Origin of the sequence: Paenibacillus sp. RUD330 (assembly GCF_002243345.2) — a bacterium.
GTDB lineage: Bacteria > Bacillota > Bacilli > Paenibacillales > Paenibacillaceae > Paenibacillus_O.
Genome location: NZ_CP022655.2, coordinates 906,327 through 930,921, shown reverse-complemented (window position 1 = coordinate 930,921; position 24,595 = coordinate 906,327). Strand labels below are relative to the sequence as shown.

The window sequence follows — 24,595 nt, the reverse complement described above, 5'->3', positions numbered from 1 at the left end:
GGCGGCGTCCTGCTTCCGCGAAGAATGAAACGCAGATGAAGTGTTTAAAGGAAAGCCTCCCGTCAGAAGAAACTGACGGGAGGCTTTCCTTTTTTTGGAGTCCGCTTCCGGATCGGACGGCGACGCTCGCGCAGCGGGTCAGACGGTTGTCAGTTGACTATCCCTCAGGCAGGCAGCACAAGCAAAGAGGAGGCGCCGATGACGACGACCTCCTCTTTCCGACTCTTCTTAATCCTTCGACCGAATTCTCAGTCTCGCTGCGGAACCCCTTCAAAAGGATCCGCTAAGGGAAGCAGACTCAATGCGTATACGTGTAATGAACCGAATCGTATTGCGGTCCCGACTTCTCATAGGTGAACCACAGCTCGATCGACTGCCCTGCGGCCACCCCTTGGATCGTATGCGTCCAGTTGGTTCCGCTTTGGACCATGCGCACGTTCTGCTGGTTGGCCCCGTTGATCGTGTAATGGACATCGACGTAAGCCGCCGCCGTCTTGGGTGCGAACACAAGGGCTTCCGACGTGCCCGACTTGGTCACTGTCGCCGTATAATCGGCGGCTGTATAAGTCAGGACATTGCTGGCCGATGCGAACTGCAGCCAGTTGATATTGAACTGCGGACCGCTGATGTAGACGCGGAGCGTCTGAGGCCCTGCGGCCAGCTGAACCTGCGCCGATACGGTCGTCCAGGTCTGCCAGCCGCCTGTATTCGGCACCGTTACCGTCGCCAGCGTCGTACTGCCGGAGCGCAGCTGGAATTGTCCCGTCGCATTGGGACTCGCCACTCTTGCCTGCAGCGTATACGTTCCGGCCTGGGCGACGTTGACGCTGTAATCCATCCAATCTCCAGTATCAAGATAACCGACGCTCAGTCCGCCTCCGGTATCGGTTGTCGCCTCCGTCTGCACGCCGCTCATGGCCGCGTAGCTCTCGGCTTCGATCTTGCCCGGAATCGCTCCCGCTGACGGAGCCGGCGTCGGGGTCGGCGTCGCCGTCGGGGTTGGCGTCGGAGTCGCCGTTGGGGTCGGGGTTGGCGTCGGGGTTGGCGTCGGTGTCGTTCCGCCGGCCCCTTCCGTCGCCGAGCCGTTCGCAGGCACCGACATCGTCTTGCCGTCGGAGAAGGTGACTGTGATCGCGGAGCTGCCTGCATTGTAAGCCGTATACGTGCGGACGCCGTTCTTCACGAATACGGCGTAGAGCGGCGTATTGGCCGTCACGGTTCGGTCCTGGACGCCTATTGCATCCAGATTGTAGATCCAGTGGTACGCGAACGCCTTGGAGTTGCCCGCCTCGGCGGAGAGGGCGCTGCCGCGCGCGTTCCAGAAGCTTTTCGCTTCGGCCGGATTCGAGATCGCTCTGTACATATAGATCAGGTCTTCCCACGCGTCGAAGTTCGTGCCGCCGTTCTCGGATACAAGCGCATTGTAGTTCTTCGCGGCGTAATCCGGGTATTGGGTCAGATACAGCGACGCTCCCGTGAACGGCAGCCAGTTGATGCCGTGCACCTCCTCCGGGTTGCCGGTCCACCAGGTGCCGTCGCCTACCGTCTTGCCGCCCCAGACCATGCTGGCGGTAGAGCGGGTGAAGCCGGCCGGCCGGTTGCTGCCCGTGACGTCGAACCAGTATTCATTGATCGCGTTCATCTCGGTCGCGTACAGGGAGATGCCCGTATCGCGGATCGCGGTGTCGCCCGTCGCTTGGCCCCACAGAATCATGCCCGCCCAGGCGTTCATGCCCTCGGAGGACGATTCGTTGTTGTTGCCGTCCCCGAACCGCGCATGGCCGGAAGCCCACGAATGGCCGGCATAGGGATCGAAGTTCCTCAGGTAAGGGAACATCGTGTCCGTGCGGCTGCTGCTGGCGATGTCGCGGATCAGCAGGTTGACCATTGGTCCCCAGGCGGCGGCCCAGGCTTTGTCCGTCCGGGCGATTTCCGCAGCTGCCTTGATGAAATAGCCGTAGTGGAAATGATGGTCGTTGAGCTCATTGTTGGAACCGTAGCTGGCCGGATAGCCGATGACGGTTCCCCAGTTGCGGTTGTAATAGAAGACATTGCCGCTCTTGAGGTTGCCGGCGGCGTCGCTCGACTTGAACCAGCCCTGGAGAATGGTCTTGATCGAACTGCGGAACTTGTTCGCCGCCGTCGTGTCGCCGATCTGGTCGGCGATCGGAGCGAGCGAGGCCAGCTTGCCGAGCGTCTTGCCGACCCAGTAGGTGTCGGCGTCCCCGCTGTACGTCTCGGCTTCCGCCTGGTCCACGTACTGCTGGAGCAGCGCACGGTCGTAGGAGCCTTTGTCCGGCAGCGAAGGCAGCACGCCATTGAAGTTCATGACGGTCTGGAAAGAGCTCCCTTCCCCCGTCTTCATGAGGCCGCGCACCGAATTGTACGTGTAGGAGAGCAGCGGGCTCGAGCTGTTCTTCCATTGATGCGGGTAAAGGGCGAAGATCGTGCCCGTCTGCGTGCCCTGCTTGGCCTGCGTCGTGAAGGCGAAGGTCGACGTCACCTTGCTCGTCGAAGCGTTGTACGCATACGACACTTGAGTTCCCGTCACATGCGAGTAGGCGTACTGGGCGTATTTGTTCAGAGTCGCCTGCGTGTTGTCAGGAAGGACGGCCACCGAGAAATACGAGCTGCCGTTGTTCGTCAGAGTTTTGCCGCCGATGCCGCTCCAGGTGCTGCCGCTCGCGCCGAACAGCCCGTAATGCGCGCCCGCGACCGTGATGCCGAGAACCGGAGTGCTTGCGCTGCCGGACCAGACGGTCGGAGCGTCGTAAAAGTCCACCTTCGGACTGCCGCCCGCATACGTGAAGTACACATACGGAGAACCATGTCCGTAAGTGACGTTCATTTCGTTCGCGCCGCTCTTGTATTGGGCCTTCACGAACCAGTCGCTGAAGCCGTCGACCTTGGCGTCGGGGAAGCTCGAGACGGCCGTATGCCCGACCGTGAAGTCGTGGATATCGTTGATCCAGCCGCAGACGCAGCTGGAGTTGGCCGTGATCCGGTTGCCCGGATAATAGATGCGGATGCCTCCGGAGCCGTTTTTCATCGCCAGCGGATGCGGATATTGGGCTTCGGCATAGGTGTCCCAAGCAAGGTTGCTCCACCAGTCATTGGTAGGCATCGCTCCCGTGACGTTGGCCGTCTTGAAGATATTCGACTGGGTGTCCACCGCTCCGGCCGGCAGTACGGTGGAATACGAGCCGGAGCCGAGCGCGACTTCGCCGGTGAAGGCCGTCGCCTTGCCAGCCGGCAGCAAGGACAGGATAAGGGCCAGCATGAGCAGGCCCGCCGTCATTTTCTTCATTTTGTTCCTCCTCGAAATTTGATAACGCTTTCAAAAAACGAATTCGTCTATCCAGCTCCTTTCCCATCCATGCATTCATACAGGGACAACCCCGTATAGGATCATCGTACCAACACCGTACCGGCCGTTAAAGGCACCTTTTTTCGGGTTTGTTCCCTTTTTTTCACTTATTCGCGAAAATAAACGACGACGGCTTTTGCCGCCTGCCGGCCGTTGCTGTCGTTCGGGTCGGAATCATCCCGAAAATAAAAAAAAACCCGGCAGCATTCGGCCGGGGGCTTGCGCGCTCTTAGGCGGACGGTCCTCAAGCGGAACCGGCCGCCCGGTTGCCGGCCGGCAGAGCGGCGATCATCGTAAAGATGAACATGGTGCCGTCTCCGACCTGGGAGGTCGCGTAAATGGTTCCGCCCATCAGCTCGACCAGAGTCTTGCTGATGGACAGGCCGAGACCGGTCCCTTCCTGCTTGGAAGCGAACGGCGTCTGGAGCTGGATGAACGGCTGGAACAGCTCGTCCATCTTTTCCTGGGGGATGCCGATTCCCGAATCCTCCACGACGAACTCGAGCTGAACGGTTTGCTCCGTCTCGTCCCGCTTGTTCACATAGATCTTGACGCCGCCCGATTCGGTGAACTTGATCGCGTTGCCGATCAGGTTGATCAGGATTTGCCGTAGGCGGTTCGAATCGCCTTCCAGCACCGCAGGAACGGACGGGTCCAGATAGGATTCCAGGCTCAGGTTTTTTTCCAGAGCGAGCCCCCGGAACAGATCCAGCGTTTCTCCCAGACATTCCTCCACCTCGAACGGCCGGTAGTCCAGCTCCATCTTGCCGGATTCCATCTTGGAATACTCCAGGATCTGATTGACGACGGACAGCAGCCCTCGTCCGCTCCTATGGATAATCTCGGCCGTGCGGCGGTCCTGAGGCTTGAGCTCCGCCTCCAGCAGCATCTCGGACATGGACAGGATGCCGTTCATCGGCGTCCGGATCTCATGGCTGATCATGGAGAGGAACCCGGACTTGATCCGCAGGGCGACCTCCGCCTTTTCCTTCAGTTCAGTCAGCGCCCGATTGCTCGCCTCCAGCTCGGACGTCCGCTGCTGCAGCTGGTCGCTCTTGATCTGGAGCTCCTTGCGCGCCTTGTACAGGCTGACGAAGCCGTCGATCTTGCTGCGCAGGATATCGGGCTGGAACGGCTTGGTCAAGTAATCGATGGCTCCGGCCGAATAGGCTTTCATATAATCCTGCAGCTCGGAGTTGAGAGCCGTGAGGAAGATGATCGGGATGTCCTGCGATTTCTTTCTCATCTTGATGCGCCGGGCCGTCTCGAATCCGTTCATGTCCGGCATGAGCACGTCCATGATGATCAGCGCGACCTCGTTCTCCAGCAAGGCTTTGAGCGCAAGCAAACCGGAAGACGCTCCAAGTAGCTGATAAGGCTTGTCGGCCAACAGCGCCGCAATCGACGTATACTCGTCCGGACGGTCGTCCACAAGCAGAATGTTAACGGGATAGTCCATCCCAGCCCACCTGTCTTTCGTTATCGTTAGTTGATCAGCCACGACTTGAGCATCGTGACCAGTTGAGTCGTGTTGATCGGCTTGGGAATATAATCGGATGCGCCCGCATCCAGGCATTTGATCCGGTCCTCTTCCATGGCCCGCGCCGTCAGCGCGATGATGACCAGGCTGTCGTAGGCCGGAATGGCGCGAATCGCCCTCATCGTCTCATAACCGTCCATCTCCGGCATCATGATGTCCATGAATACGAGATCGACGTTCTCCATCCCTTGCAGCATGGCGAGTGCTTCCTTGCCGTTCTGCGCGAACTGGATATCCATGTTGTAGCCCTCCAGCACGCTGGACAAGGCGAAAATATTTCTCATGTCGTCGTCGACGAGCAGGATCCGCCTTCCCTCGAAGGCAGCCTCCGGGTTATGCAGCTTCTCGATGATCCGCTGCTTGTCCGGCGGCAGGTCCGCCGTGCGGCGATGCAGGTAGAGGGCGGTCTCGTCGTACAGCCGCTCCATCGACCTGACGTTCTTGATGACGATGCTCTCGGCATAATGCTTGAGCTTCTGCTCATCCTGCTTGCCAAGCTCCTTGCCGGTGTAGATCGTGACGGGAAGCGTCTGGAGCTTGCGGTTGGTCTTCACCTGCTCCAGCAGGTCGAAGCCCGATATATCGGCAAGGCCCAGATCCAGCACCATGCAGTCGAAATGCTGGACGGCCAGCTGCTCCATCGCTTCCCGGCCCGTGCCGACCGCGGTGATCCGGACGTCGGGATGAGCGATGTAGGCGACCAGGCTCTTGCGCAGGTCCGCATTGTCCTCGACGATCAGCAGGCTCTTGACCCTGCGTCGGATATACGACTCGATGTCGAGAAACGCGGCTTCCAGCTCCTCCGGGCCGTTCGGCTTCTTCCAGAAGGAAAGCGCGCCGAGGCTGAGCGTCTGCTGATTGCGGTCCTCCGTCGAGATGACGTGGACGGGAATATGCCGCAGCTCCGGCCGGCTCTTCAGCCTGCTGATGATCGACCATCCGTCCAGGACAGGAAGATCGGTGTCGAGCAGAATGGCATCCGGCTTGTAGGCATGGGCGAGCGCGAGGCCCTGGTCCCCCTGGAAGGCGACGATCGCCTTGAAGCCGCGCCGGCGGGCGATCTCCAGCAGGATGGCCGCGAAGTCGGCGTCATCCTCGATGATCAGGAGCACCGTATCGCCTTGCTGCAGATCGTCCCGGTCGTCTTCCATCTCGGAGAATTGGAGCAGCTTCGGATTGGAGATGGAAATGTCCGGAACGAACGATTCCATGAACTTGCCTTGGCCGGACCTCTCCGATTCGGATGCGATGGAGATCGGCTCCGCCTCCTTGCTTGCCGCGGCTTCCGGCAGCCTGACCGGAATAATCAGGCTGAAGATGCTTCCTTGTCCGGCCGTCGAGGAGGCTTCGATCCGCCCTCCCAGCAGGCCCGCCAGCTCTCGGCTGATCGTCAGGCCAAGGCCCGTCCCGCCGTACTTGCGGCTCGTCGTGCCGTCCGCCTGCTGAAAGGCCTCGAAGATGGCCTCCAGCTTGGATGCGGGAATCCCGATCCCCGTATCCGCGACGGCGAATACGATTTCTTCCTGCCCGGCTCCCGGCGATGCCGCGCTGCCGGAACCGATATGAAGGGAAACGGAGCCTTCCTCCGTGAATTTGAGGGCATTGGACAGCAGGTTGCGGACGATCTGCTGGACCCGATGTCCATCCGTCAGGATAGAAGCCGGCAAGCTGCGGTCCATCCGGATGTCGAAGGCGATGGATTTCTTCTGCGCCTGCAGCTCGAACATGCGGTACAGCTGGTCGGCGATGCCGTGAATTCCGGTGTCTTCGATGACAGGAGTCATCTTGCCCGTCTCCAGCTTGGCCAGATCGAGAATTTCGTCGATCAGCTGCAGGAGATCCTTGCCGGACGAGTAGATCGTATGGATGTATTCCAGCTGCTTGGTCCGCAGATTGCCTTCCTTGTTCTCGGCCAATATTTGAGACAGGATGAGGAGGCTGTTGAGCGGCGTGCGCAGCTCGTGGGAAACGTTGGCCAAAAACTCCGATTTGTGCTGGGCGGCCAAATAAATTTCGTCCGCCTGGGCCTTGATTTCGATCTTTTGGCGTTCGGTCAGCCCCATCTGCTCTTGCAGCGAATGATTGGACAGCTCCAACTCCTCGGCTTGGACCTTGAGCTCGTCGGTCTGGGCCTGCAGCTCCTCCGATTGGGCCAGCAGCTCGTCGGTCTGGGCTTGCAGCTCTTCCGTCTGAGCCTGCAGCTCCTCCGTCTGAAGCTGAAGCTCCTGCTTCTGGCGCTCCGTCAGCTCCATCTGCTCCCTGAGCCCTTCGTTCGACAGGCGAAGCTCCTCCGCCTGATCCTTCAGTTCGTCGGCCTGACGCTCGATTTCCTCCTTCTGGGCAAGCGCCATCGCGCCGGCTTCCTTCAGCTGCTCCGTTTGCGCGAGCAGCTCTTCCGCCTGCAGCCGCAGCTGCTCGGCCTGCGCCTGCTCCTCCAGGAACTGGCTCTCGATCTGTTCCTTCTGCCGGGCCGTCATTTCCGTCTCGAGCCGCAGCTGGCCATTGGTCTGCTCGAGCTGCACCGACTGGAGATGGAGCTCGTCCGCCTGGGCTTTGAGCTCCTCCTTCTGATGCTGCAGCTCTTCCGTCTGGGCTTGCAGCTCCTCTGTCTGGGCTTCAAGCTCTTCCTTCTGGTTCTGCGTTTCGCGCAGCAGCCCGTCGATTCTCGCCACATCCGCCAGCGTATTGATCAGCACGCCCATGTTGCGGCTGACGCGATCGATCAGCTGCCGCTCCTTGCCGGCGAATTCCCGGAAAGAGGCCAGCTCCAGGACAGCGACGGCCTCTCCCTCGTAAAGGACGGGCACGATCAGCAGGCTGGAAGGCACAGCGGCTCCCAGAGCCGACTGGATGCGGATATACCCTTCGGGAATATGCCGCAGCTCCAGCGGAGCCTTGTCCAAGGCGCATTGCCCCACCAGGCCCTGTCCCGGCTGAATCGGCTCCCTCGGCAGCTCGGCGGCATCATGGGCATAACCGGCGGCGAAATGAAACTTCGCGTCGCGTCTTACATACAGGGAGCCGTAGCTGGCATCGACCGCTGCAGCCAGCTTGCCGATGAAAATCCGGGAAGCCGCCTCCACCTCAATGGACCCTTGCAGCAGAATGGCCATTTCCGACACGCTCGCATTGATCCATGCCTGCTCCTCCGCCTCCAGCCGCATGGAGCGTTCCTGCTCCGTCTTGCGGAACAGGGTGTCCGCCAGGGAACGGAACGTCGCGGCCAGGGAGCTGAACTCGCCGGCCGCCTCTGCCGGAGCGGCCTCCTCCACCTTCTCTCCGTCCTCCATCCTCTGCGCGATTCCGGCGATCTGCGCCATGCCGCTCTGCATGCTGCGCACCGCTCCTATAGAAATGAAGCACACAGCGGCGATGCCGGCTGCAGCGAGCGCCGTAGAAAGAATAGCCCATGAGGAGTCCAACGCAATCCACGATATAACCACAAAATAGGATAGAAGTAGAATAGTGACGGCAACGCCTGTCCAAATTTTCCTCTGAATGCTCATCTATTCACCTCTGCCGAATTAGTCCACTGGAATCAATTCATTATACTTCTCCTCGTATTCGTTTGATAGGCGCAGATAGGGCAGCCACTAAAAACCTCTACCCGCCAGCGGCTGGATAGAGGTTGCCTTGCCTAAAAAAAGCGGAAAGACGGCCATGATCTCCCCATGGAAACGATGGAAAGGGAGTGCAGGTTGCGCGGAGGCAAGGAGAAATCGGGTGCCGAAAGCAACCTTCCGGCTCTGCTTGAAGGTTCCCGACGAAATGGCGCTTGACCGCAAGCGCGGGAAAAGGGGCCGCTCTTGATCATCCCCTTCATCCGCGATCTTTGCTTCAGGGCTGCCGGCGAATTCCGTGCGTCTCTGCGGATGAAGTCGATCTGAGAAGCATAAAAAGCTTCATCCCGCAGCGGCGGGATGAAGCTTTTTTGAAGGATTTGGATTTCTGCGGAAAGAAAGGATCTTCTTCTTCTTCAAGCCTTTAGCTGAGCGAGCCCAAAGCTTCCTTTGTGAACGTCTGCAGCTCATCCGTGCGGCCGTCGCGAATTTTCTCCGCCCATGCCGGATCGCCCAGCAGCGCGCGGCCGACGGCGACCAGATCGAACTCGCCCTTCTCGAAGCGTTCGATCAGGCTGTCGATTCCTTGCGCCTCGCCGCCTTTGCCTTCAGCGAACAGGCTCGTGAACTCGGAATCAAGGCCGACAGAACCGACCGTAATCGTAGGCTTGCCGGTGATTTTCTTGGTCCAGCCCGCCAGGTTCAGGTCGGAGCCGGCGAACTCGGGCTCCCAGAAGCGGCGCGTGGAGCAGTGGAAGATGTCGACGCCCGCAGCGGACAGCGGGGCGAGGAATTTCTCGAGGTCCTCCGGAGTCGGGGCGAGCTTGGCCGCATAGTCCACCGGCTTCCACTGCGAGAAGCGGAACACGATCGGGAAGTCGGGACCGACAGCCGCGCGGACCGCCTCGATGACTTCGACCGCGAAGCGGGTGCGTCCGACCAGATCGCCGCCGTATTCGTCGGTGCGCTTGTTCGTCGTCTCCCAGAAGAACTGGTCGATCAGATACCCGTGCGCTCCATGGATCTCCACGCCGTCGAAGCCGATGCGCTTGGCGTCGGCGGCCGCTTGGGCGTAGCCTTGCACAAGCTCGCGGATTTCTTCCGTCGTCAGCGGCTCCGATACGGGCTGGCCGGTGAGGCCGAGACCGGAAGGACCGATCGGGGCAGCGTCGGATTCCGGGAACTTCTCCCTCTCGCGGGCGGTGCCCACATGCCAGATTTGCGGAATGATCTTGCCGCCGGCTTCATGCACCTCGCGGACGACGCGCTCCCAGCCTGCCAGCGCTTCCTCCCCATAGAAGTGGGGCACGTCGCGGTCGGCAGCGGCCGCAGGATGGTTGATGACCGTTCCTTCGGTGATGATCAAGCCGACGCTGCGCTCGGCACGGCGACGGTAATAACCGGCCACGTCAGGGCCGGGAACGCCTTTCGGCGAGAAGCTGCGGGTCATTGGGGCCATTACGATCCGCGTATCTAGGTTCAGCTTGCCGCCTTCGAAAGGCTGGAAAAGCGCTGCTGCAGTTTTGGACAGAGTCATCTTGGTCTCTCCTCCTGTGTGATGCGTTATATATCTACAATCATGAATATATAGATTAACTCGACGAAATGCAAGCCCTTTGCCGAGCTTGATCGCTTCAGTTCTTTATACCCTGAAGATCCGACGCGAAACCGGCCAGGAAATTCTCGATTCCCTGCTCGTTGCGCCTGTAGTATGTCCACTGGCCGTAACGGCGCGACTCCAGCAGCCCCGCCTTTTGCATGGAGGACAGATAAGAGGAGATGACGGACTGGGTCAGCCCGGCCTTTTCCTGGATGCTGCCTACGCAGACGCTGCCCGGAAATTCGTTCTGCACCTCGCAAGGCTGAGCGCTGAACTGCTTGTCAGGCTCCCTGAGCCAGCAGAGAATATTCAGGCGGGTCTCGTTGGAGAGAGCCTTCAGCACGGCAAGCTTATCGTCTTGGTTCATCGCCCACACCCATTTCTACCCGATAGTTTGCCTCCATTATAACAGAAGAATTCATCGAAGAAGAGCGAACCTTCCTTGCCGTTCATTCGTCCCGGCTTGCGGGCTTTGCCGGACCGCCGCGGCCCATGAGAAAAATGATAACCACATTAGTATTTATTCAGACTGCGCTTATCGCTTGCTTCTCCGTGCTAAAATTTGACGGGCGGAGGAACTGCCAGCATTCGCCAATTCCGCAAGGGCCCGGCATGTCCATGCAAGCCGGCCCTATATTCGCTAAGGGGGAATTCCCGTTTATGAGATCCATCGATGAACTTGAACATACAGCACGCGTGCATACGGTCATTGAAGTGGTAAAGGAGGTGCTGGACGATTCCGTCCTGACCGACGACTTCATCGCCGGCCTGCAGCGTCTGAGCTTCGACGAGCTGGGCAAGTTCGTGCTCCGCCTCGTCACGACCCGCACGCTCGACCAGGCTTGGGCTCCGCATCTTCAGGAACAGGCCGGAGAAGGCAGTCCCTTGAACTACGCCTGATTCAAAGGAACCGGTCCCAGAGCGCCAGCTGGCCGGCATAACCTTGCGGGGCCAGCTCCTCCTTGGGAACGAACCGCAGCGCGGCGGAGTTGATCCGGTAATGTCCTCCCTGCTTGCTGCCCGTTTCGCCGAGCAGGTGGCCGAGACAAGAACCGCTCAGCCTCGCCTTGAGCCGGATCCGGGGCGGCGACGTCGAGAGATCCGCTTCGCGCCGCAGCAGCCCTTCGTGCAAAGGCCGGCGGAATGCCGGCCAGCCGTCCCCGGCGTCGAATTGATCCATCGTCGAAAATAAGGGATCGCCTCCGACGGCATCGACATAGATGCCGTCTTCCTTGTTGTTCCAATACGGATTGTCATACGGAGGCTCCTGCGCGCCATGGCGGATGACCTCGTACTGCAGCGGGCTGAGCCGCCTCCGGAGCTCTCCGTCGGGCAGCAGCGCAGGCCAATGCTTCGCGGCATGCTCGTCTCTTCCCGAGGCCTGGCGGTACAGCCGGTAATGGCCGAAGCTCTTCCGGTGGTAGTCCTGATGCTCCTCTTCCGCCGGGTAGAAAGGACCGGCCGGCACGATCTCCGTCACGATCCGGCCCTTGAAGCGGCGGCTCGACTGCAGCTCCCTGCGGGATGCCTCGGCGAGCCGCCGCTGCTCGTCGTCATGGTAGAAGATCGCCGACCGGTACGAGGCGCCCCGGTCCTGGAACTGGCCGCCTGCGTCGGTCGGATCGATCTGCCGCCAGAAGATGTCCAGCAGCCGCACATACGGGAACAGATCCGGGTCGAATACGATCCGGACCGCTTCCGCATGCCCGGTCGTCTCCGATGCGACGGCATCGTAGGTCGGATTGTCCGTATGCCCGCCGGTGTAGCCCGACAGGATCGACTCGATGCCGGGCAGATCCTCGAACGGCTGCACCATGCACCAGAAGCAGCCGCCCGCGAAGGTGGCCTGCTTCAGCCCTGGCGCAGGGACAGAATCGGTCATGCTCTTCCTCTCCGCGCGTGCGGCTTCCCGCTCTCCCTGGCTGCCGGCGCCTTCGCGTTTCTCTTCTTGGCTCAATGCGCTTGCCCCCTCTTGATCCGCCTGGCGCCGCATATGCGGCATGACGCCGGCCCGGGCTACCAGCCGGCCACGGTGCCGTCGGTGCGGAAGTCGGTGCCGCCGCACAGCACCCCGGTTGCCGGATCGCGCAGAATGATCTGCCCCCGTCCGAAGGAGCCGAAGCCCGACTCCAGCGTGATCCGGTGGCCCATCCGCTCCAGAGCCTGGGCAGCCGCCAGCGGGAAATGCGGCTCCAGCGACACGGACAGGTCCTTGTGCCATTGCCAGCGCGGCGCGTCGAGCGCGGCCTGCGGATGGAGGGCGAAGTCGACCATGTTCATGACGGCCTGGACATGGCCCTGGGGCTGCATGTAGCCGCCCATGACGCCGAACGGGCCGACCGCCTCCCCGCCCCGGGTCAGGAAGCCCGGGATGATCGTATGGTACGTTTTTTTGCCGGGCTGAAGCGCGTTGGCATGAGCAGGATCCAGCGAGAAGTCGCTGCCCCGGTTCTGCAGCGCGATGCCGGTTCCCGGGACGACGAGGCCGGAGCCGAAGCCCATGTAGTTGCTCTGGATAAAGGAGACCATATTGCCTTCGCCGTCGGCGGCCGCCAGATAGACGGTGCCTCCCGAGGAAGGCTCTCCCGCCTCCGGCATCCGCGCTTGCGGCCCGATCAGCCCCCGCCGCAGATCGCTGTAGGAAGCCGACAGCAGATCCTGGACCGCGACATTCATATGGGCCGGATCGGTGATGAACTTGAGCCCGTCGGCAAACGCGAGCTTCGTCGCCTCGATCTGCCGGTGCAGGGCTCCGGGAGCGAGCAGGCTGTCCGGGGCGAACTCCATTCCGCCCAAGATATTGAGCGCCAGCAGCGCGACAAGCCCCTGGCCGTTCGGCGGAATCTCCCACACCTCATAGCCGCGATACTTGACATGGATGGGGTCGACCCATTCCGGCCGGAACGCGGCCAGATCCTCCGCGGTCAGGAATCCGCCCTCTTCCCGCACATATGCGGCCATGCGTTCCGCGAGCTCGCCGCGGTAGAAGCTGCCTGCGCCCGATCCGCCGATCGCGGCCAACGTCCGGGCATGTCCCGGCGAGCGCCACAGCTCGCCCGCCGCCGGAGTCTTGCCGCCCGGAGCGAACGTATCGCACCAGGAGCGGGAGGCGTCCTCCGTCAGCCTGTCCCGGTAGATGCGGGCGGCGCGTTCCCAGTAATAGGCCGCGGTCGGGGACACCGGGAAGCCTTCCTCCGCATAACGGATCGCCGGCTCCAGCGCCTCAATCAGCGGCAGTCTGCCGAAGCGGCGCGACAGCTCGCCCCATGCGGCCGGGGCTCCGGGCACCGTGACGGGGACGGCGCCGAACCTCGGCATCTCCGAGTGGCCCCGCTCCTTCACGGCGTCGATCGAGATCGACGCCGGCGCCGGGCCGCTGCTGTTCAGGCCATGCAGGCGGCCTTCCGTCCACACCAAGGCGAAGGCGTCGCCGCCGATGCCGTTGGAGCAAGGCTCCACGACCGTCAGCGCCGCAGCCGAAGCGATAGCGGCGTCGATGGCGTTGCCGCCCTTTTTCAATATATCGAGGCCGGCCTGCGCGGCAAGCGGCTGCGAGGTGGCGACCATTCCATGGCGCGCGTACGCAGGAAGACGATAGGAAGGATGCGGATGATAGAGCGGATCAAAGGTCATGTGGATGGGTAAGCCTCCTGGGCGGAATGCAAGATGTTCGGCTGGGAAAGCCGATTGAATACGGGTGCAGTCGGTCCATCTCGGTGTCGGCGGCAAGCCGCGTCCCATTCATGTACATGCTAGTGCTTCACGTTCAAGCTAGTGCCCGAGACGGTGAGTACCGCCGGGATCGGCCAGCAGGACGGCCGCCAGCAGCGACAGGATCGAAAACAGGATCAGCATCATTCCCAACCCACTTCCACTCCAGCTGCCGAATTTCCTTCTCCGGAATAATAAAAGCCCGACACCGGCGATGAAAACCGGGACGGCAACCCAGGCAAACGACGCATCCATCCTGCTCACGGCCTCCTCCATGCTTCGGCTCGTGGAGATTCTCCAGTCCGCTGCTCGTACTGCTCTTCCGTTCCGACGTAGAAATCGACGACTGCGGGCAGCCCGACCTGCTCCCCGCCCGCTTCCGAACGAGAGCCTCCATGCGTTCCCCCGCCATGGATGAGCGCGGCGCCGGCTGGAGCGGGCTTGACGCTGCCGTCGGCAGCCCTGTAATAGAGCTTTATGCTTCCAGGCTCCATCGGGCTGGATGTCCGCAGCCATCCGGCCGAGTCGATGGGATAGACGCAGTCCCCGTGCTGGCGTTCCAGAGGCGGGCTGCCCTGCTGGCCGAAGACGACGACCACCCAGCCCGCATACCCTTCCGGCACGATGTAGCGATGTCCGGAAGCCGGCTTCAACAGGAGCACATACAGGATGAATAAGACCAGGAGCACCGTCAGCGCCCCCAAGAACCGGTTGCTCTTCAAGCTGCTTCTCATGCCGCGGCCTCCTTTCCTCATTCAATCGTTGGTTGTTGGAATAATTGGTAGACGCCTTGACGGCCCCAGTTGTTTCGGCTTCATATGGCCGCGCTTGGCTTCCGCGTTCTCTGGTTCTCTTGTTCTCGGTCATCTTGACCTTGCACCCGGATTCCGATATGGTGGATAAAACCGATATCCCATCTGCTGTGACCAAGGCCAGCATGCCCCGCCGTTCGCCGTCCAGAGAGGAAACCCCCAGGCTGCAAGGTTTCCCGCATCGAACCCCGGCATCCCCACCTTGCGAGCTGCATCCGTGCCTGTCCGCAGGCCCGGCGCCGGCTTTCTGCCGTTATCCGACTCAAGGGCTTCCTGCCGCCAGTCCGGCCGGAGCCGAACTCAGGGTGGTACCGCGACGCATTCGTCCCTGGACGGATGCGTCTTTTTTGTTTTATGCGGCCATCATCTCATGACGAGCGCTGCTTTTTGTTTGTACAGGCCATTTATCCGTTGACGAATCTGGGCTTCATGCCATCCGGCATCATCCATCGACATCGCTCGACATCACTCAAGGAGGGGTACTTCATGCTTCAAAGCAACCTGCTTCTGTCCACCCTGCGCGACACTCCCGGCGAAGCCGAGGCTGCCAGCCACCGGCTGCTGCTGCGTGCCGGCTTCATCCGGCAGACCGCCGCCGGCATCTACTCTTATCTGCCGCTGGGACGCAAAGTTCTCCGCAAGGCGGAGCAGATCATCCGTGAGGAAATGGAGAAGGCAGGCGCCCAGGAGGTTCTCCTGCCCGCGCTGCAGCCTGCGGAACTGTGGCGGGAGTCCGGCCGCTATGACGCCTATGGTCCGGAGCTGATGCGCATGCGCGACCGCCATGACCGGGAGTTCGCGCTCGGTCCGACGCATGAGGAGATCGTCACCTCTCTCGTCCGGGACGAGGTATCCTCGTATCGGAGGCTTCCGCTGACGGTCTATCAGATCCAGACCAAGTTCCGGGACGAGCGCCGCCCCCGGTTCGGCCTGCTGCGCGGGAGGGAGTTCCTGATGAAGGATGCCTATTCCTTCGATACGACCCCAGAGGGGCTGGATCATTCCTACCAAACGATGTTCGAGGCGTACAACCGGATCTTCAGCCGTCTCGGCTTGGACTTCCGTCCTGTCGAAGCCGATGCCGGAACGATCGGCGGCGACGGAGGCACGCATGAATTCATGGCGCTGGCCTCGATCGGAGAGGATACGATCGCTTCCTGCACCTGCTGCGGGTATGCCGCCAATCTCGAGAAAGCCGAGCCCGGACGGAAATTTGCGGACAACGCCGGGCCGGGCCGTCTGCTCGGGAACGGCAGCCGCGCGACGGGTGCACCGGCATCCGCCTCCATGGCATCGGAGCCTGAAAAAATCCATACTCCCGGCGTTAAAACGATCGGACAGCTGACCGCGTATCTGGGACTGCCTTCCTCGCAGATTCTCAAAACCGTGCTGTTCGAGGCCGACGGAAGAATCGTGGCCGTCGTTGTCCGCGGCGACCATGAGATCAACGAGCTCAAGGTCAAAAATTTCCTTGGAGCGGATTCCGTTTCGCTTGCCGAGGCTGGCGCGGTCATGCGGACGACGGGCGCACCCGTAGGATTCGCCGGTCCTGTCGGGCTGGATATTCCCGTTTATGCCGATCATGACGCGGCTGCCGTAACGGACGGAGTCGCCGGCGCGAACGAAGAGGACTTCCATGTCCGCGGCGTTCATGCGGAAAGGCATCTGGGGGCAGCGGTTGTCGGCGATTTCCGCAATGCGCAGGCAGGCGACCTTTGCCCGAAATGCCGGGAAGGCTCGCTCGTGTTCCATCGCGGCATCGAGATCGGCCAAGTATTCAAGCTCGGCACGAAATACAGCGAGAAGCTGGGGGCGGCCTTCCTCGACGCCGAGGGCAAGACGCATCCGATGATCATGGGCTGCTACGGCATCGGCGTCTCCCGCCTTCTGTCGGCAGCCGTGGAGCAATCCCACGACGAGAACGGCATTGTATGGCCGGCAGCGCTGGCTCCGTTCCACGTCCATGTCATTCCGGTGTCGGTAAAGGACGAAATCCAAATGGCTCTCGTGGACAAGCTTCGCCTCCAATTGGAGGAGGCTGGCGCGGAGGTGCTGGTCGACGACCGCGACGAGCGGCCCGGCGTCAAGTTCAAGGATGCCGATCTCATCGGCATTCCGGCGCGCATCGTCGTCGGCCGGGATGCGGCGGACGGCAAAGTGGAGTTCGTCCGGCGCGGCAGCGCGGACAAGGCGAGCCTGACCGCGGAAGAAGCGGCGCAGCGGGTGCTGGAGATGGTGCAAGCCCTGCGGACTGGAAGTTAGCTCCGGGAGCGGGCCGCTTCCGGATAGACGGAATGACCGGTATTTTGCGCCGGCTCTATTCCGAATTCGAACATTAAAATAGCAAAAGGCAGCCGTCGGGAGCTGCCTTTTTTTCTATTCCTGCAGCATTTTAACGAGGAAATAATAGGAATTGCCGGGAGGATAGTCCTTGATTTCGCCCACGACCTCGTATCCGAGCTTCTCGTAGAATTCTCTCGCCTGGAATGAGAATGTAGTCACCTTTGATCTCGACGCTCCCATCTGCCTGGCAAGTGTCTCAGCTTGAGCGAGCAGGTCCGATCCGGTTCCTTGCCCTCGAACCCCCTCCTCCAGCCAAAAATACCCAATCTCCAGCCATCCCCAAATCACCTGGGCTGTCAGCCCGCCTCTCCAGTTCCCCTCTTCGTCTGTAAGCATGATATGCAGCGGCTGAACGGCTCCCTCCTTCCTCTTCTCCCGGTGGTGCAAGGACTGCTCGTTGTTGAACTCCTTCAGCTTGACAGTCAGAAAATCGTAAAACTCCGGGTTTCCACCCAGCGAAACTTCCGTTCGGCATTCCATTTCCTGATCCTCCCTGGATGAATAGTCAGCCTCAGATATCTGCTATTGAAAGGCAAATCAAATTAATGAATTCGACGAGTTCAAGCATCACATATTTATTGACATATAGTTCTTCCCTTCAACAAAACCAAGACTTTCATACATCTGCTTAGCCATATCAGAAGAATGGAGCAGGATTTTTCTAATACCTTGTATCTTCAAATCTTCTGCTGCTTCACGAACAAGCTTTGATCCTATGCCTTGACGACGGTAGGCTGGAGTTGTGAAGACATTGGTCATATATGCATCCAATCCAGAAGGATTGTCAAATCGCGGTGCAAATCTACACAAGCAAAAACACGCTGTGGATATAACTACTCCATCATCAGCAGCGACCCATGCAAGGAGTGATTGGTCTGATAATGAGGATTCAAAGTAATTTCTAAATAATTCATCCATACTGCTGTTGTCCTCATGGCAGAGCAATATCTTGCGAAATTCAATTAGCTGCGGTATGTCGGCTGGAACAGCTTTTCGAAACAGCAGGATAGATTCCTCCCTGACTAAAATTTGAATTTCAAATATTAACCACTAGATAAATTATTATACAAAAGAATAGAACGCATCCACTAGATATTCTCGTGAAGCAGGAGAAACATGTCTTCACTGAGCAGCACTCGAGCAACCAAACAAGCCCGCTTCCGGACAACCGGAAACGGGCTTTCTGTCGTTACATTCCTCTATGCAATCCGCATGCGAATCTGTCCCGCCGCCTTAAAGTCATCCTTGCTTCCCTGCTGCCGATAGGCTTGCCGGCTCTCCCATGCGCTCGTGCAGGAAATCGACCACATGCATGACCTTCATGGCGGCCGGGTCCCCGTGCTTCTGCACCCCGAGCTTCATCTGCAGCAGGCAGCCGGGATTGCTCGTGAGCAGGTAGGCCGCTTCGGTGGCGTTGGCATGCTCCATCTTGTGCTCCAGAATCTGCCCCGCCATTTCCGGCTGTGTGACGTTGTAGATGCCCGCGGAGCCGCAGCAGCGGTCGGCTTCCTTCATCTCGACGAACGAGGCTCCCGCCACCTGGCGGATCAGCTGCCTCGGCGCTCCCGAGCTTCTCATGCCGTTGCGGAGATGGCAGGAGTCCTGGTACGTGACACGTACGCCGCCGCTCTGCTCCGTGAAGGCCGGCAGCCTTCCGCTGCCGAGCAGCAGCTGGCTGACATCGACGACGCGGGAAGCGAACTCGACGGCGAGCTCCGCATACTCTTCATCTCCATGCATCAGATGGCCGTATTCCGCCAGCTGCGCGCCGCAGCCGCCGGCGTTGGAGACGATATGCCGGATTCCCGCGTCCCTGAAGGCGTCCAGGTTGGACCGGGCGAGCCCTCTCGCCTGGTCCAGCTCCCCGCTGTGAGCATGCAAGGCGCCGCAGCACACCTGATTGTCCGGGATGACGACCTCGAAGCCGGCCTCCGCCAGCAGCTCCGCCGTGCGGACGTTCGTTTCGCTGAACAGCACATCCATGATGCAGCCCCGGAAAAGGGCGACGCGTGCGATCGGCTCGCCCTTGGCGGGAACGACCGTGCCGATGCGGTCTACGACGCCCTTTCCCGAAGCCTCGGGAAGAATCCGCTCCATCTCCCGCATGGCCGGCGGGAACAGCTTCATGATGCCCGTACCGCGCGCGACCTGCCGGAGACCCGACTTTTGGTAAAAGGACAGCGATCGGCCGAGCCACTTCAGGCGCGAGCGATGCGGCAGCACGTCCTTGAAGAAGAGCCTCCGCACGCCCTTTGCCGGCAGGCTGTGATCCGCGTGATCCTCGATTGCGTCCCTGGCCTGCTCCAGCAGCTGCCCGTATTTGACGTCGGCAGGACAGGCGGGCTCGCAAGCCCGGCAGCCGAGACAATGGTTCATCTGCTCGGCGAACGCCTTGTCCGGCTCCATGATGCCGTCGGCGACGGCCTTCATGAGCGCGATCCGGCCGCGGGGCGACTCCGGCTCCAGCCCCGTCTCCCGGAAGGTCGGACAAGCAGGCAGGCAGAAGCCGCAGCGCATGCAGTTGGTCAGCTGGTCGTAGTCCAGCTTGGCCAGCACCGTTCTCGACACCGGATTGGCATGCCGCACATCCGGCTTGCCGAGCAGGCTGCCCGGTCCCGAATGCGGCTGTGCCGCCAATCCGAGGCCTCCATTTCCTCTATCAGCCACGGTCGATCACCACCCTTTTGCGAGTTTCTCCGGCAAACATCTTTCCGGGATTGAGCAGATGATGGGGGTCGAATGCATCCTTGATGCCTTTCATGACGGCGATGCCGCTCGCCCCGACCTTCCATTCCAGGAACGGCGCCTTCACGACGCCGACTCCATGCTCGCCGGTAATGGTGCCGCCAAGCTCGATCGCCGCCTCGAATATTTCCGCGAAAGCCTGCTCGACCCGGTGAACCTCCTCCGCATCCCTGGCGTCTGTCGTCGCGGTCGGATGCAGGTTGCCGTCTCCCGCATGCCCGAAGGTCGCGATCGAGACGCCGTACTTGTCCGCGATCTCCCGGATGCGCAGCACCATGTCCGCGATGCGGGAGCGGGGAACGGTCGCATCCTCGAGAATTGTCGTCGGCCGCAGCCTCGCCAATGCCGTGAACGCGCTGCGCCTCGCTGCGACAAGCTTTTCCGCCTCCTCGCGAGTCTGGGCGACTTCGACCCGGTCGGCCTTTTCGGCTTCGCAGATGAGCCTGATGGCCTCCATGTCGCGCTCGACCGCCTCGGGATCGCCGTCCTGCTCGATGAGCAGGATCGCTTCCATATCCCGCGGCAAGCCGAGACGGGCGAAATCATCGACGACCCGGATCGTCGGATTGTCGAGAATTTCCAGCGTGGCCGGGATGATCTTGTTCTCGATGATCCGCGAGACGGTCCGGGCCGCGCCGTACAAGTCCTTGTACATCGCGAGCATCGTCTTTTTGCCGGCGGGCGGGGGCACGAGCTTCAAGGTCGCTTCCGTAATGATGGCGAGCGTGCCCTCCGAGCCGACGAGCAGCTTCGTCAAGTCGTAGCCGGCCACATCCTTCATGAGCTTGCCGCCGGTGCGAAGAATCTCTCCATTGGCCAGAACGGCCTCGAGGCCGAGCACGTAATCCTTGGTCGTTCCGTATTTCAGCCCGCGCAGGCCTCCCGAGCACTCGCTGATGTTGCCGCCGATCGTCGAAATCTTCATGCTGCTGGGATCCGGCGGGTAGAAGAGCCCGAGCGATTCGATATGCTCGGTGAACGCCGCGGTAATCATGCCCGGCTGCACCGTTGCCGTCAGATTGTCCATGTCGACCTCCAGCAGCCGGTTCATCCGGTGCATGACCATGACGATGCCTCCCTGCACAGGAACCGTCCCCCCGCACAGGTTGGAGCCGGAGCCACGGGACACGACCGGCACGCGGTACTCCGCAAGCACCTTCATGATCTCGGACACCTGAGCCGTCGAGTCCGGGTAGACGACCCCGTCCGGCAAGCTCTGGAGCATGGGCGTGCCGTCATAGGAATGGGCGACCTTCGCCTCCGGATCGTCCTTGAAATGCTTCTCTCCTACGATATCCCGCAGCCGTCTCGCCATGGCCGGATCCAGCATGTGCATTTCCCCTTCCCATCTGTAAAAAGCTTAGCGTTCAAACCGTATGGGCACCTGACTATGCCTATTATCATCAGGTCATCTGATGACTTTGAAAATCATTATATGCTATACTGATTTCATTGTATAGAATGTTTTTGGATGCAACGGGAGGTCGCGATGAAAATCACCCAAGCCAAAGGCCATGAGCTTGTAGCCGAACATATGCTGGAACAGATCCGCTCGGGCGCCTGGCAGCCGGGTCAGCGGCTGCCCTCCGTCGTGGAGCTCGCGGAATCGTACGGCGTCGGCCGTTCCACGATCCGCGAGGCGGCCAGCGCGCTCAAGGCGACCGGCTGGCTGGATGTGCGCCAGGGCGGCGGCACCTTCGTCAAGGCGGTATTGCCAAGTGATCCTAAGCAAGGCGCGGACCAGATGTTCCACAATGCGGGCTCTCTGACCGAGCTGCTGGAAGTCCGCAAGGTGCTGGAGATCGGGGCTGTGTCGCTCGCCTCCGCAAGGCGCGCCCCGGACGATCTGGCGCGGCTGCGCGAGATTCTCGCCTCGATGGAGAGCAGCCTCGAAGCCGGCGACACCGAGTCCGGCGAGCGCGCCGACACCGAGTTCCACATGGCCATCGTAGCCGCTTCGGGCAATACCCTGCTCGCGCAGATGATGGAATCCCTCGCCGAGCGCTTCGCCTCTTCCATCTCCCAGACCCGCGAGCTGTGGTTCTACCGCGAGAGAGGCACCGCCCAGCGGCTGCTCGGCGAGCACCGGCGCATCTACGATGCCATCGAGGCCGGAGACGCCAAGCTTGCGGAGCATGTGCTCGGCGAGCACCTGAACAAGGTGATCGAAGTGCTGCAGGGCATCAAGGGCCGGCTCTGAGCCTCTCGGCTCGGCTCGGACATAGGCTCTTTTTGCAGTCCAATGGGGAAGCGGCAGCTCTGCCACTATGGCAGCTCGAGTTCATTTGTCATGAAGCCGATTGGCGCGCGATCTCTCTGCATGTTGCAGCTGCGGATCTCTCTGCTTGTTGCAGCTGCGGCTCGTCAGGTTCTGCCCTTCTACTAACAAGATGTTGTTCGGCGCGAATTTCACTGCATGTTGCCGCTGCGGCTCGTCAGGTTTCTGCCCTTCTACGATTAGACTGGTATTCCATCGGCAAGAAATGGTAGAACCCCTACCCTCATGCAGCTGCTATCGGACATACGATCCGTTATTTGGCCGCTGTGAAGCCATTTCCACATTTATCGGACATACGTTCCGCTATTCCTCTCCGCAATATTTTTATCTCAATAATAGTTCACAAATAACGGATCCTATGTCCGATAATCAACCAATTCCTATGAATTCCCTCAAATAGCGGATCCTATGTCCGATACCCTGTTGATAGAGGCGATTGACTGCACATATTCGCCGTTACATAGCTTAAAAACCAGCGTAGCCAGAATCGTCGTGCTCCCGAAAGCGCTGGTTTTGTAACCAACTTGGAAGAAGGCTTCCAAGTCGATGATGTTGCATTGCCACAGCCGCCGGTCCCGCTGGCATCGTCTCCTTCTATCCTGCCCTGTCATTCGTTGACCGCCTTGCTCCACGTCTGCCCTCCCGGCTGGCGCCTTGCATCCGTCCCTGCCGTTCCTGCCCTCCCGGTTGACCGCCTTGCTCCACGTCTGCCCTCCCGTCTGCCCTCCCGGCTGGCGCCTTGCATCCGTTCCTGCCCTCCCGGTTGACCGCCTTGCTCCACGTCTTCCCTCCCGGCTGGCCCCTTGCATCCGTTCCTCCCCTCCCGGTTGACCGCCTTGCTCCACGTCTGCCCTCCCGGCTGGCCGCCTTGCATCCGTGCCTGCCCTATCCCCCGGCTGGCCGTCCTTCGATCCCGTTCATTCCCTTCATCCCGTTGGATCCCGTTCCACCGGCAGAAAAATCGAGAAAACGCTTCCCTTTCCCTCCTCGGATTCCACCTTCATGTATCCGCCCTGCTCCGTCAGGATTTTGCGGGCCAGGTAAAGTCCGATTCCGATGCCCTCCGTATCGGCGGAAGAGGCTCCCCTAAAGAAGCGCTGAAAGATTTTCGGCCGCTCCTGCTCGGGAACGCCCCGTCCGCTGTCGGCGACATCGATGCGGACGAACAGCTCGTACAGCTCGATCGAGATGCCGATCCTGCCGCCTGCAGGCGTGTATTTGACCGCATTGTCCAGCACATTGCGGATGGCCTCGCCGGTCCACTTCGCGTCATAGCTCAGCTCCACATCCTGCCGTCCGGCGAATTGCATCTCTACTTTCTTGAGATCCGCAGCGGGATAGACCGTCTTCATCGCCGCCATGACCGCATCGGAGATCGCCCCTCGTTCGGGCCGGATCTCGATAAGGCCGCTCTCCAGTCGGGACAGCTGCACGAGACTGTCCGTCAGCCAGGCCAGCTTTTCCGTCTGATCCCGGATCACGCGGGTGAATTCCGCTCTTTTTTCCGGGGACAGCCGCCCATCCTCCAGCAGCCCCCCGTACATGCCCAGATTGGCGAGCGGAGCGCGGAGCTGATGCGTGATGTCGGTGATCAGCGATTTGATCTCTCTGCCCTCGGCCTCGGATCTGCTCTTCTGGCTGCTCAGAATGCGGGACAGCTTCAGCACCTGATCCTGCAGCTTGGACAGCATGCTGTCCTCGGCCGCCGGGAACGCCTCCGGTCCGCCGCCGTCGATGAGGCTCTGCACCGTGGAGGACAGCCGCTCCAGAATGGCCATCATGCGGCTGCGCATCGTCATCAGATACCAAAGGAACAGTCCCAGCTGCGCCAGTACGAAGACGGCGCTCCCCTGCCAGACGGCCGAGTCCGCCCGGACATGATGCAGAAAGGCAAAAAACGCGCCGCAAGCGAGCGCGAATAATGCCGATGCCAACGTCAATATGGTGGTGAAGGCCATTCAATCCCCCCAAGTGTAGCCGATGCCGAAGACCGTCTTTACATAGACCGGATGCTTCGGATCGTCCTCGATCTTGTTGCGCAGCCGCTTGATATTGACGCTCAAAGTATTCTCGTCCACAAAGCTGCCGTCCAGATCCCACAGCCTTTCCAAAATCGCCTCGCGGGTCATCACCCGGCTGCGGTTCTGCAGAAGCGCCTCCAGCAGCTTGAATTCGCCTGCCGAGAGCTTCAGCTCCTCTCCCCGCTTGAATACTTTCCGCTTGGCGAGGTGTACGGTCAGCTCCTTGCAGACGATAGGCTGGCCGCCCCCCTCTTCTCCCCCGCGCCTCCGGAGCACGGCCTTCACCCGCTCATGCAGCACCGCCATGCTGAACGGCTTGGCCATGTAGTCGTCGGCCCCGAGCTTGAAGCCCAGCACCATGTCCGCTTCCGTATCGTCGGCCGTAAGGAAAATGACCGGCGTGTCCGATTGCTGCCGGATGCGCTCGCATAGCTCCGTACCCGCCCGGTCGGGAAGATGGACATCCAGCAGGATCAGATCCGGCCGATAGCTGTGGAAGGCAGCCAGGCCCTCCTCGTAAGAGTATGCCGAAACCGCTTCATGCCCGCTGCCGCCAAGCGCGTAGGCAAGGCCTTGATTGAGCACGCGGTCGTCCTCTACGATCAGAATGGTCGCCAT

18 protein-coding genes are annotated in these 24,595 nt (G+C 60.7%); 3 read left to right on the top strand and 15 right to left on the bottom strand.

Features of this window, described 5'->3' with window-relative positions:
• Window positions 1–298: 298 nt before the first annotated feature.
• The 5 genes from CIC07_RS04195 to CIC07_RS04175 all read right to left on the bottom strand — a co-directional run bounded on the left by CIC07_RS04195 (window position 299) and on the right by CIC07_RS04175 (window position 10,434).
• Window positions 299–3,307 (bottom strand): glycosyl hydrolase, encoded by a 3,009-nt coding sequence (locus tag CIC07_RS04195; RefSeq protein ID WP_076358677.1) that lies wholly within the window; start codon window positions 3,305–3,307, stop codon window positions 299–301.
• Between the two features lie 304 nt (window positions 3,308–3,611).
• On the bottom strand, window positions 3,612–4,826 hold the full coding sequence (locus tag CIC07_RS04190) for an ATP-binding response regulator (protein ID WP_076358676.1): 1,215 nt from the start codon (window positions 4,824–4,826) through the stop codon (window positions 3,612–3,614).
• A gap of 26 nt (window positions 4,827–4,852) precedes the next feature.
• On the bottom strand, window positions 4,853–8,239 hold the full coding sequence (locus CIC07_RS04185) for a response regulator (RefSeq protein WP_083688528.1): 3,387 nt from the start codon (window positions 8,237–8,239) through the stop codon (window positions 4,853–4,855).
• 652 nt (window positions 8,240–8,891) lie between these two features.
• A complete protein-coding gene (locus tag CIC07_RS04180; protein ID WP_076358675.1) occupies window positions 8,892–10,004 on the bottom strand; it encodes an NADH:flavin oxidoreductase in 1,113 nt (370 codons plus the stop codon).
• Window positions 10,005–10,101: 97 nt separating this feature from the next.
• Entirely contained in the window at window positions 10,102–10,434 is a 333-nt protein-coding gene (locus tag CIC07_RS04175; RefSeq protein ID WP_076358674.1) for an ArsR/SmtB family transcription factor, read from the bottom strand.
• A 293-nt stretch (window positions 10,435–10,727) separates the two neighbouring features.
• Here CIC07_RS04175 and CIC07_RS04170 point away from each other — a divergent pair, with 293 nt between their 5' ends.
• The gene (locus CIC07_RS04170) at window positions 10,728–10,967 is read left to right on the top strand and encodes a hypothetical protein (RefSeq protein WP_076358673.1); all 240 of its coding nucleotides are present in this window, start codon (window positions 10,728–10,730) and stop codon (window positions 10,965–10,967) included.
• A gap of 1 nt (window position 10,968) precedes the next feature.
• Here CIC07_RS04170 and msrA read toward each other — a convergent pair whose 3' ends face one another.
• From msrA to CIC07_RS04150, 4 genes are all read right to left on the bottom strand, one after another.
• Window positions 10,969–11,949, bottom strand: a complete 981-nt coding sequence (gene msrA, locus CIC07_RS04165) for a peptide-methionine (S)-S-oxide reductase MsrA (protein ID WP_076358855.1) — start codon at window positions 11,947–11,949, stop codon at window positions 10,969–10,971.
• A gap of 134 nt (window positions 11,950–12,083) precedes the next feature.
• Window positions 12,084–13,700: a gamma-glutamyltransferase family protein gene (locus CIC07_RS04160; protein WP_076358672.1), complete on the bottom strand. Its 1,617-nt coding sequence runs from the start codon at window positions 13,698–13,700 to the stop codon at window positions 12,084–12,086.
• Window positions 13,701–13,838: 138 nt separating this feature from the next.
• Window positions 13,839–14,033, bottom strand: a complete 195-nt coding sequence (locus CIC07_RS04155) for a hypothetical protein (protein ID WP_076358671.1) — start codon at window positions 14,031–14,033, stop codon at window positions 13,839–13,841.
• A gap of 5 nt (window positions 14,034–14,038) precedes the next feature.
• Window positions 14,039–14,512 carry a DUF6843 domain-containing protein gene (locus CIC07_RS04150; RefSeq protein WP_076358670.1) on the bottom strand — a complete coding sequence of 158 codons (474 nt, stop codon included), beginning with the start codon at window positions 14,510–14,512 and terminating at the stop codon, window positions 14,039–14,041.
• A 564-nt stretch (window positions 14,513–15,076) separates the two neighbouring features.
• Between CIC07_RS04150 and CIC07_RS04145 the strand changes: the two genes are divergently transcribed.
• The gene (locus CIC07_RS04145) at window positions 15,077–16,852 is read left to right on the top strand and encodes a proline--tRNA ligase (protein WP_076358669.1); all 1,776 of its coding nucleotides are present in this window, start codon (window positions 15,077–15,079) and stop codon (window positions 16,850–16,852) included.
• Window positions 16,853–16,966: 114 nt separating this feature from the next.
• On the opposite strand, the gene CIC07_RS04140 is transcribed toward CIC07_RS04145, so the two are convergent.
• From CIC07_RS04140 to CIC07_RS04125, 4 genes are all read right to left on the bottom strand, one after another.
• Window positions 16,967–17,413 carry a GNAT family N-acetyltransferase gene (locus CIC07_RS04140; protein ID WP_076358668.1) on the bottom strand — a complete coding sequence of 149 codons (447 nt, stop codon included), beginning with the start codon at window positions 17,411–17,413 and terminating at the stop codon, window positions 16,967–16,969.
• Between the two features lie 87 nt (window positions 17,414–17,500).
• Complete coding sequence (locus tag CIC07_RS04135) at window positions 17,501–17,878, bottom strand: GNAT family N-acetyltransferase (RefSeq protein WP_076358667.1); 378 nt, start codon at window positions 17,876–17,878, stop codon at window positions 17,501–17,503.
• Window positions 17,879–18,172: 294 nt separating this feature from the next.
• Window positions 18,173–19,450 (bottom strand): (Fe-S)-binding protein, encoded by a 1,278-nt coding sequence (locus tag CIC07_RS04130; RefSeq protein WP_083688565.1) that lies wholly within the window; start codon window positions 19,448–19,450, stop codon window positions 18,173–18,175.
• Window positions 19,451–19,592: 142 nt separating this feature from the next.
• Window positions 19,593–21,008, bottom strand: a complete 1,416-nt coding sequence (locus tag CIC07_RS04125) for an FAD-linked oxidase C-terminal domain-containing protein (protein WP_076358666.1) — start codon at window positions 21,006–21,008, stop codon at window positions 19,593–19,595.
• A 159-nt stretch (window positions 21,009–21,167) separates the two neighbouring features.
• On the opposite strand from CIC07_RS04125, the gene CIC07_RS04120 reads away from it, so the two are divergent.
• The gene (locus tag CIC07_RS04120; RefSeq protein ID WP_076358665.1) at window positions 21,168–21,878 is read left to right on the top strand and encodes a FadR/GntR family transcriptional regulator; all 711 of its coding nucleotides are present in this window, start codon (window positions 21,168–21,170) and stop codon (window positions 21,876–21,878) included.
• A 1,004-nt stretch (window positions 21,879–22,882) separates the two neighbouring features.
• Here the strand turns inward: CIC07_RS04120 and CIC07_RS04115 are convergent.
• The gene (locus tag CIC07_RS04115; protein ID WP_094248335.1) at window positions 22,883–23,914 is read right to left on the bottom strand and encodes a sensor histidine kinase; all 1,032 of its coding nucleotides are present in this window, start codon (window positions 23,912–23,914) and stop codon (window positions 22,883–22,885) included.
• Entirely contained in the window at window positions 23,915–24,595 is a 681-nt protein-coding gene (locus CIC07_RS04110; RefSeq protein WP_076358663.1) for a response regulator transcription factor, read from the bottom strand. It lies immediately after the preceding gene.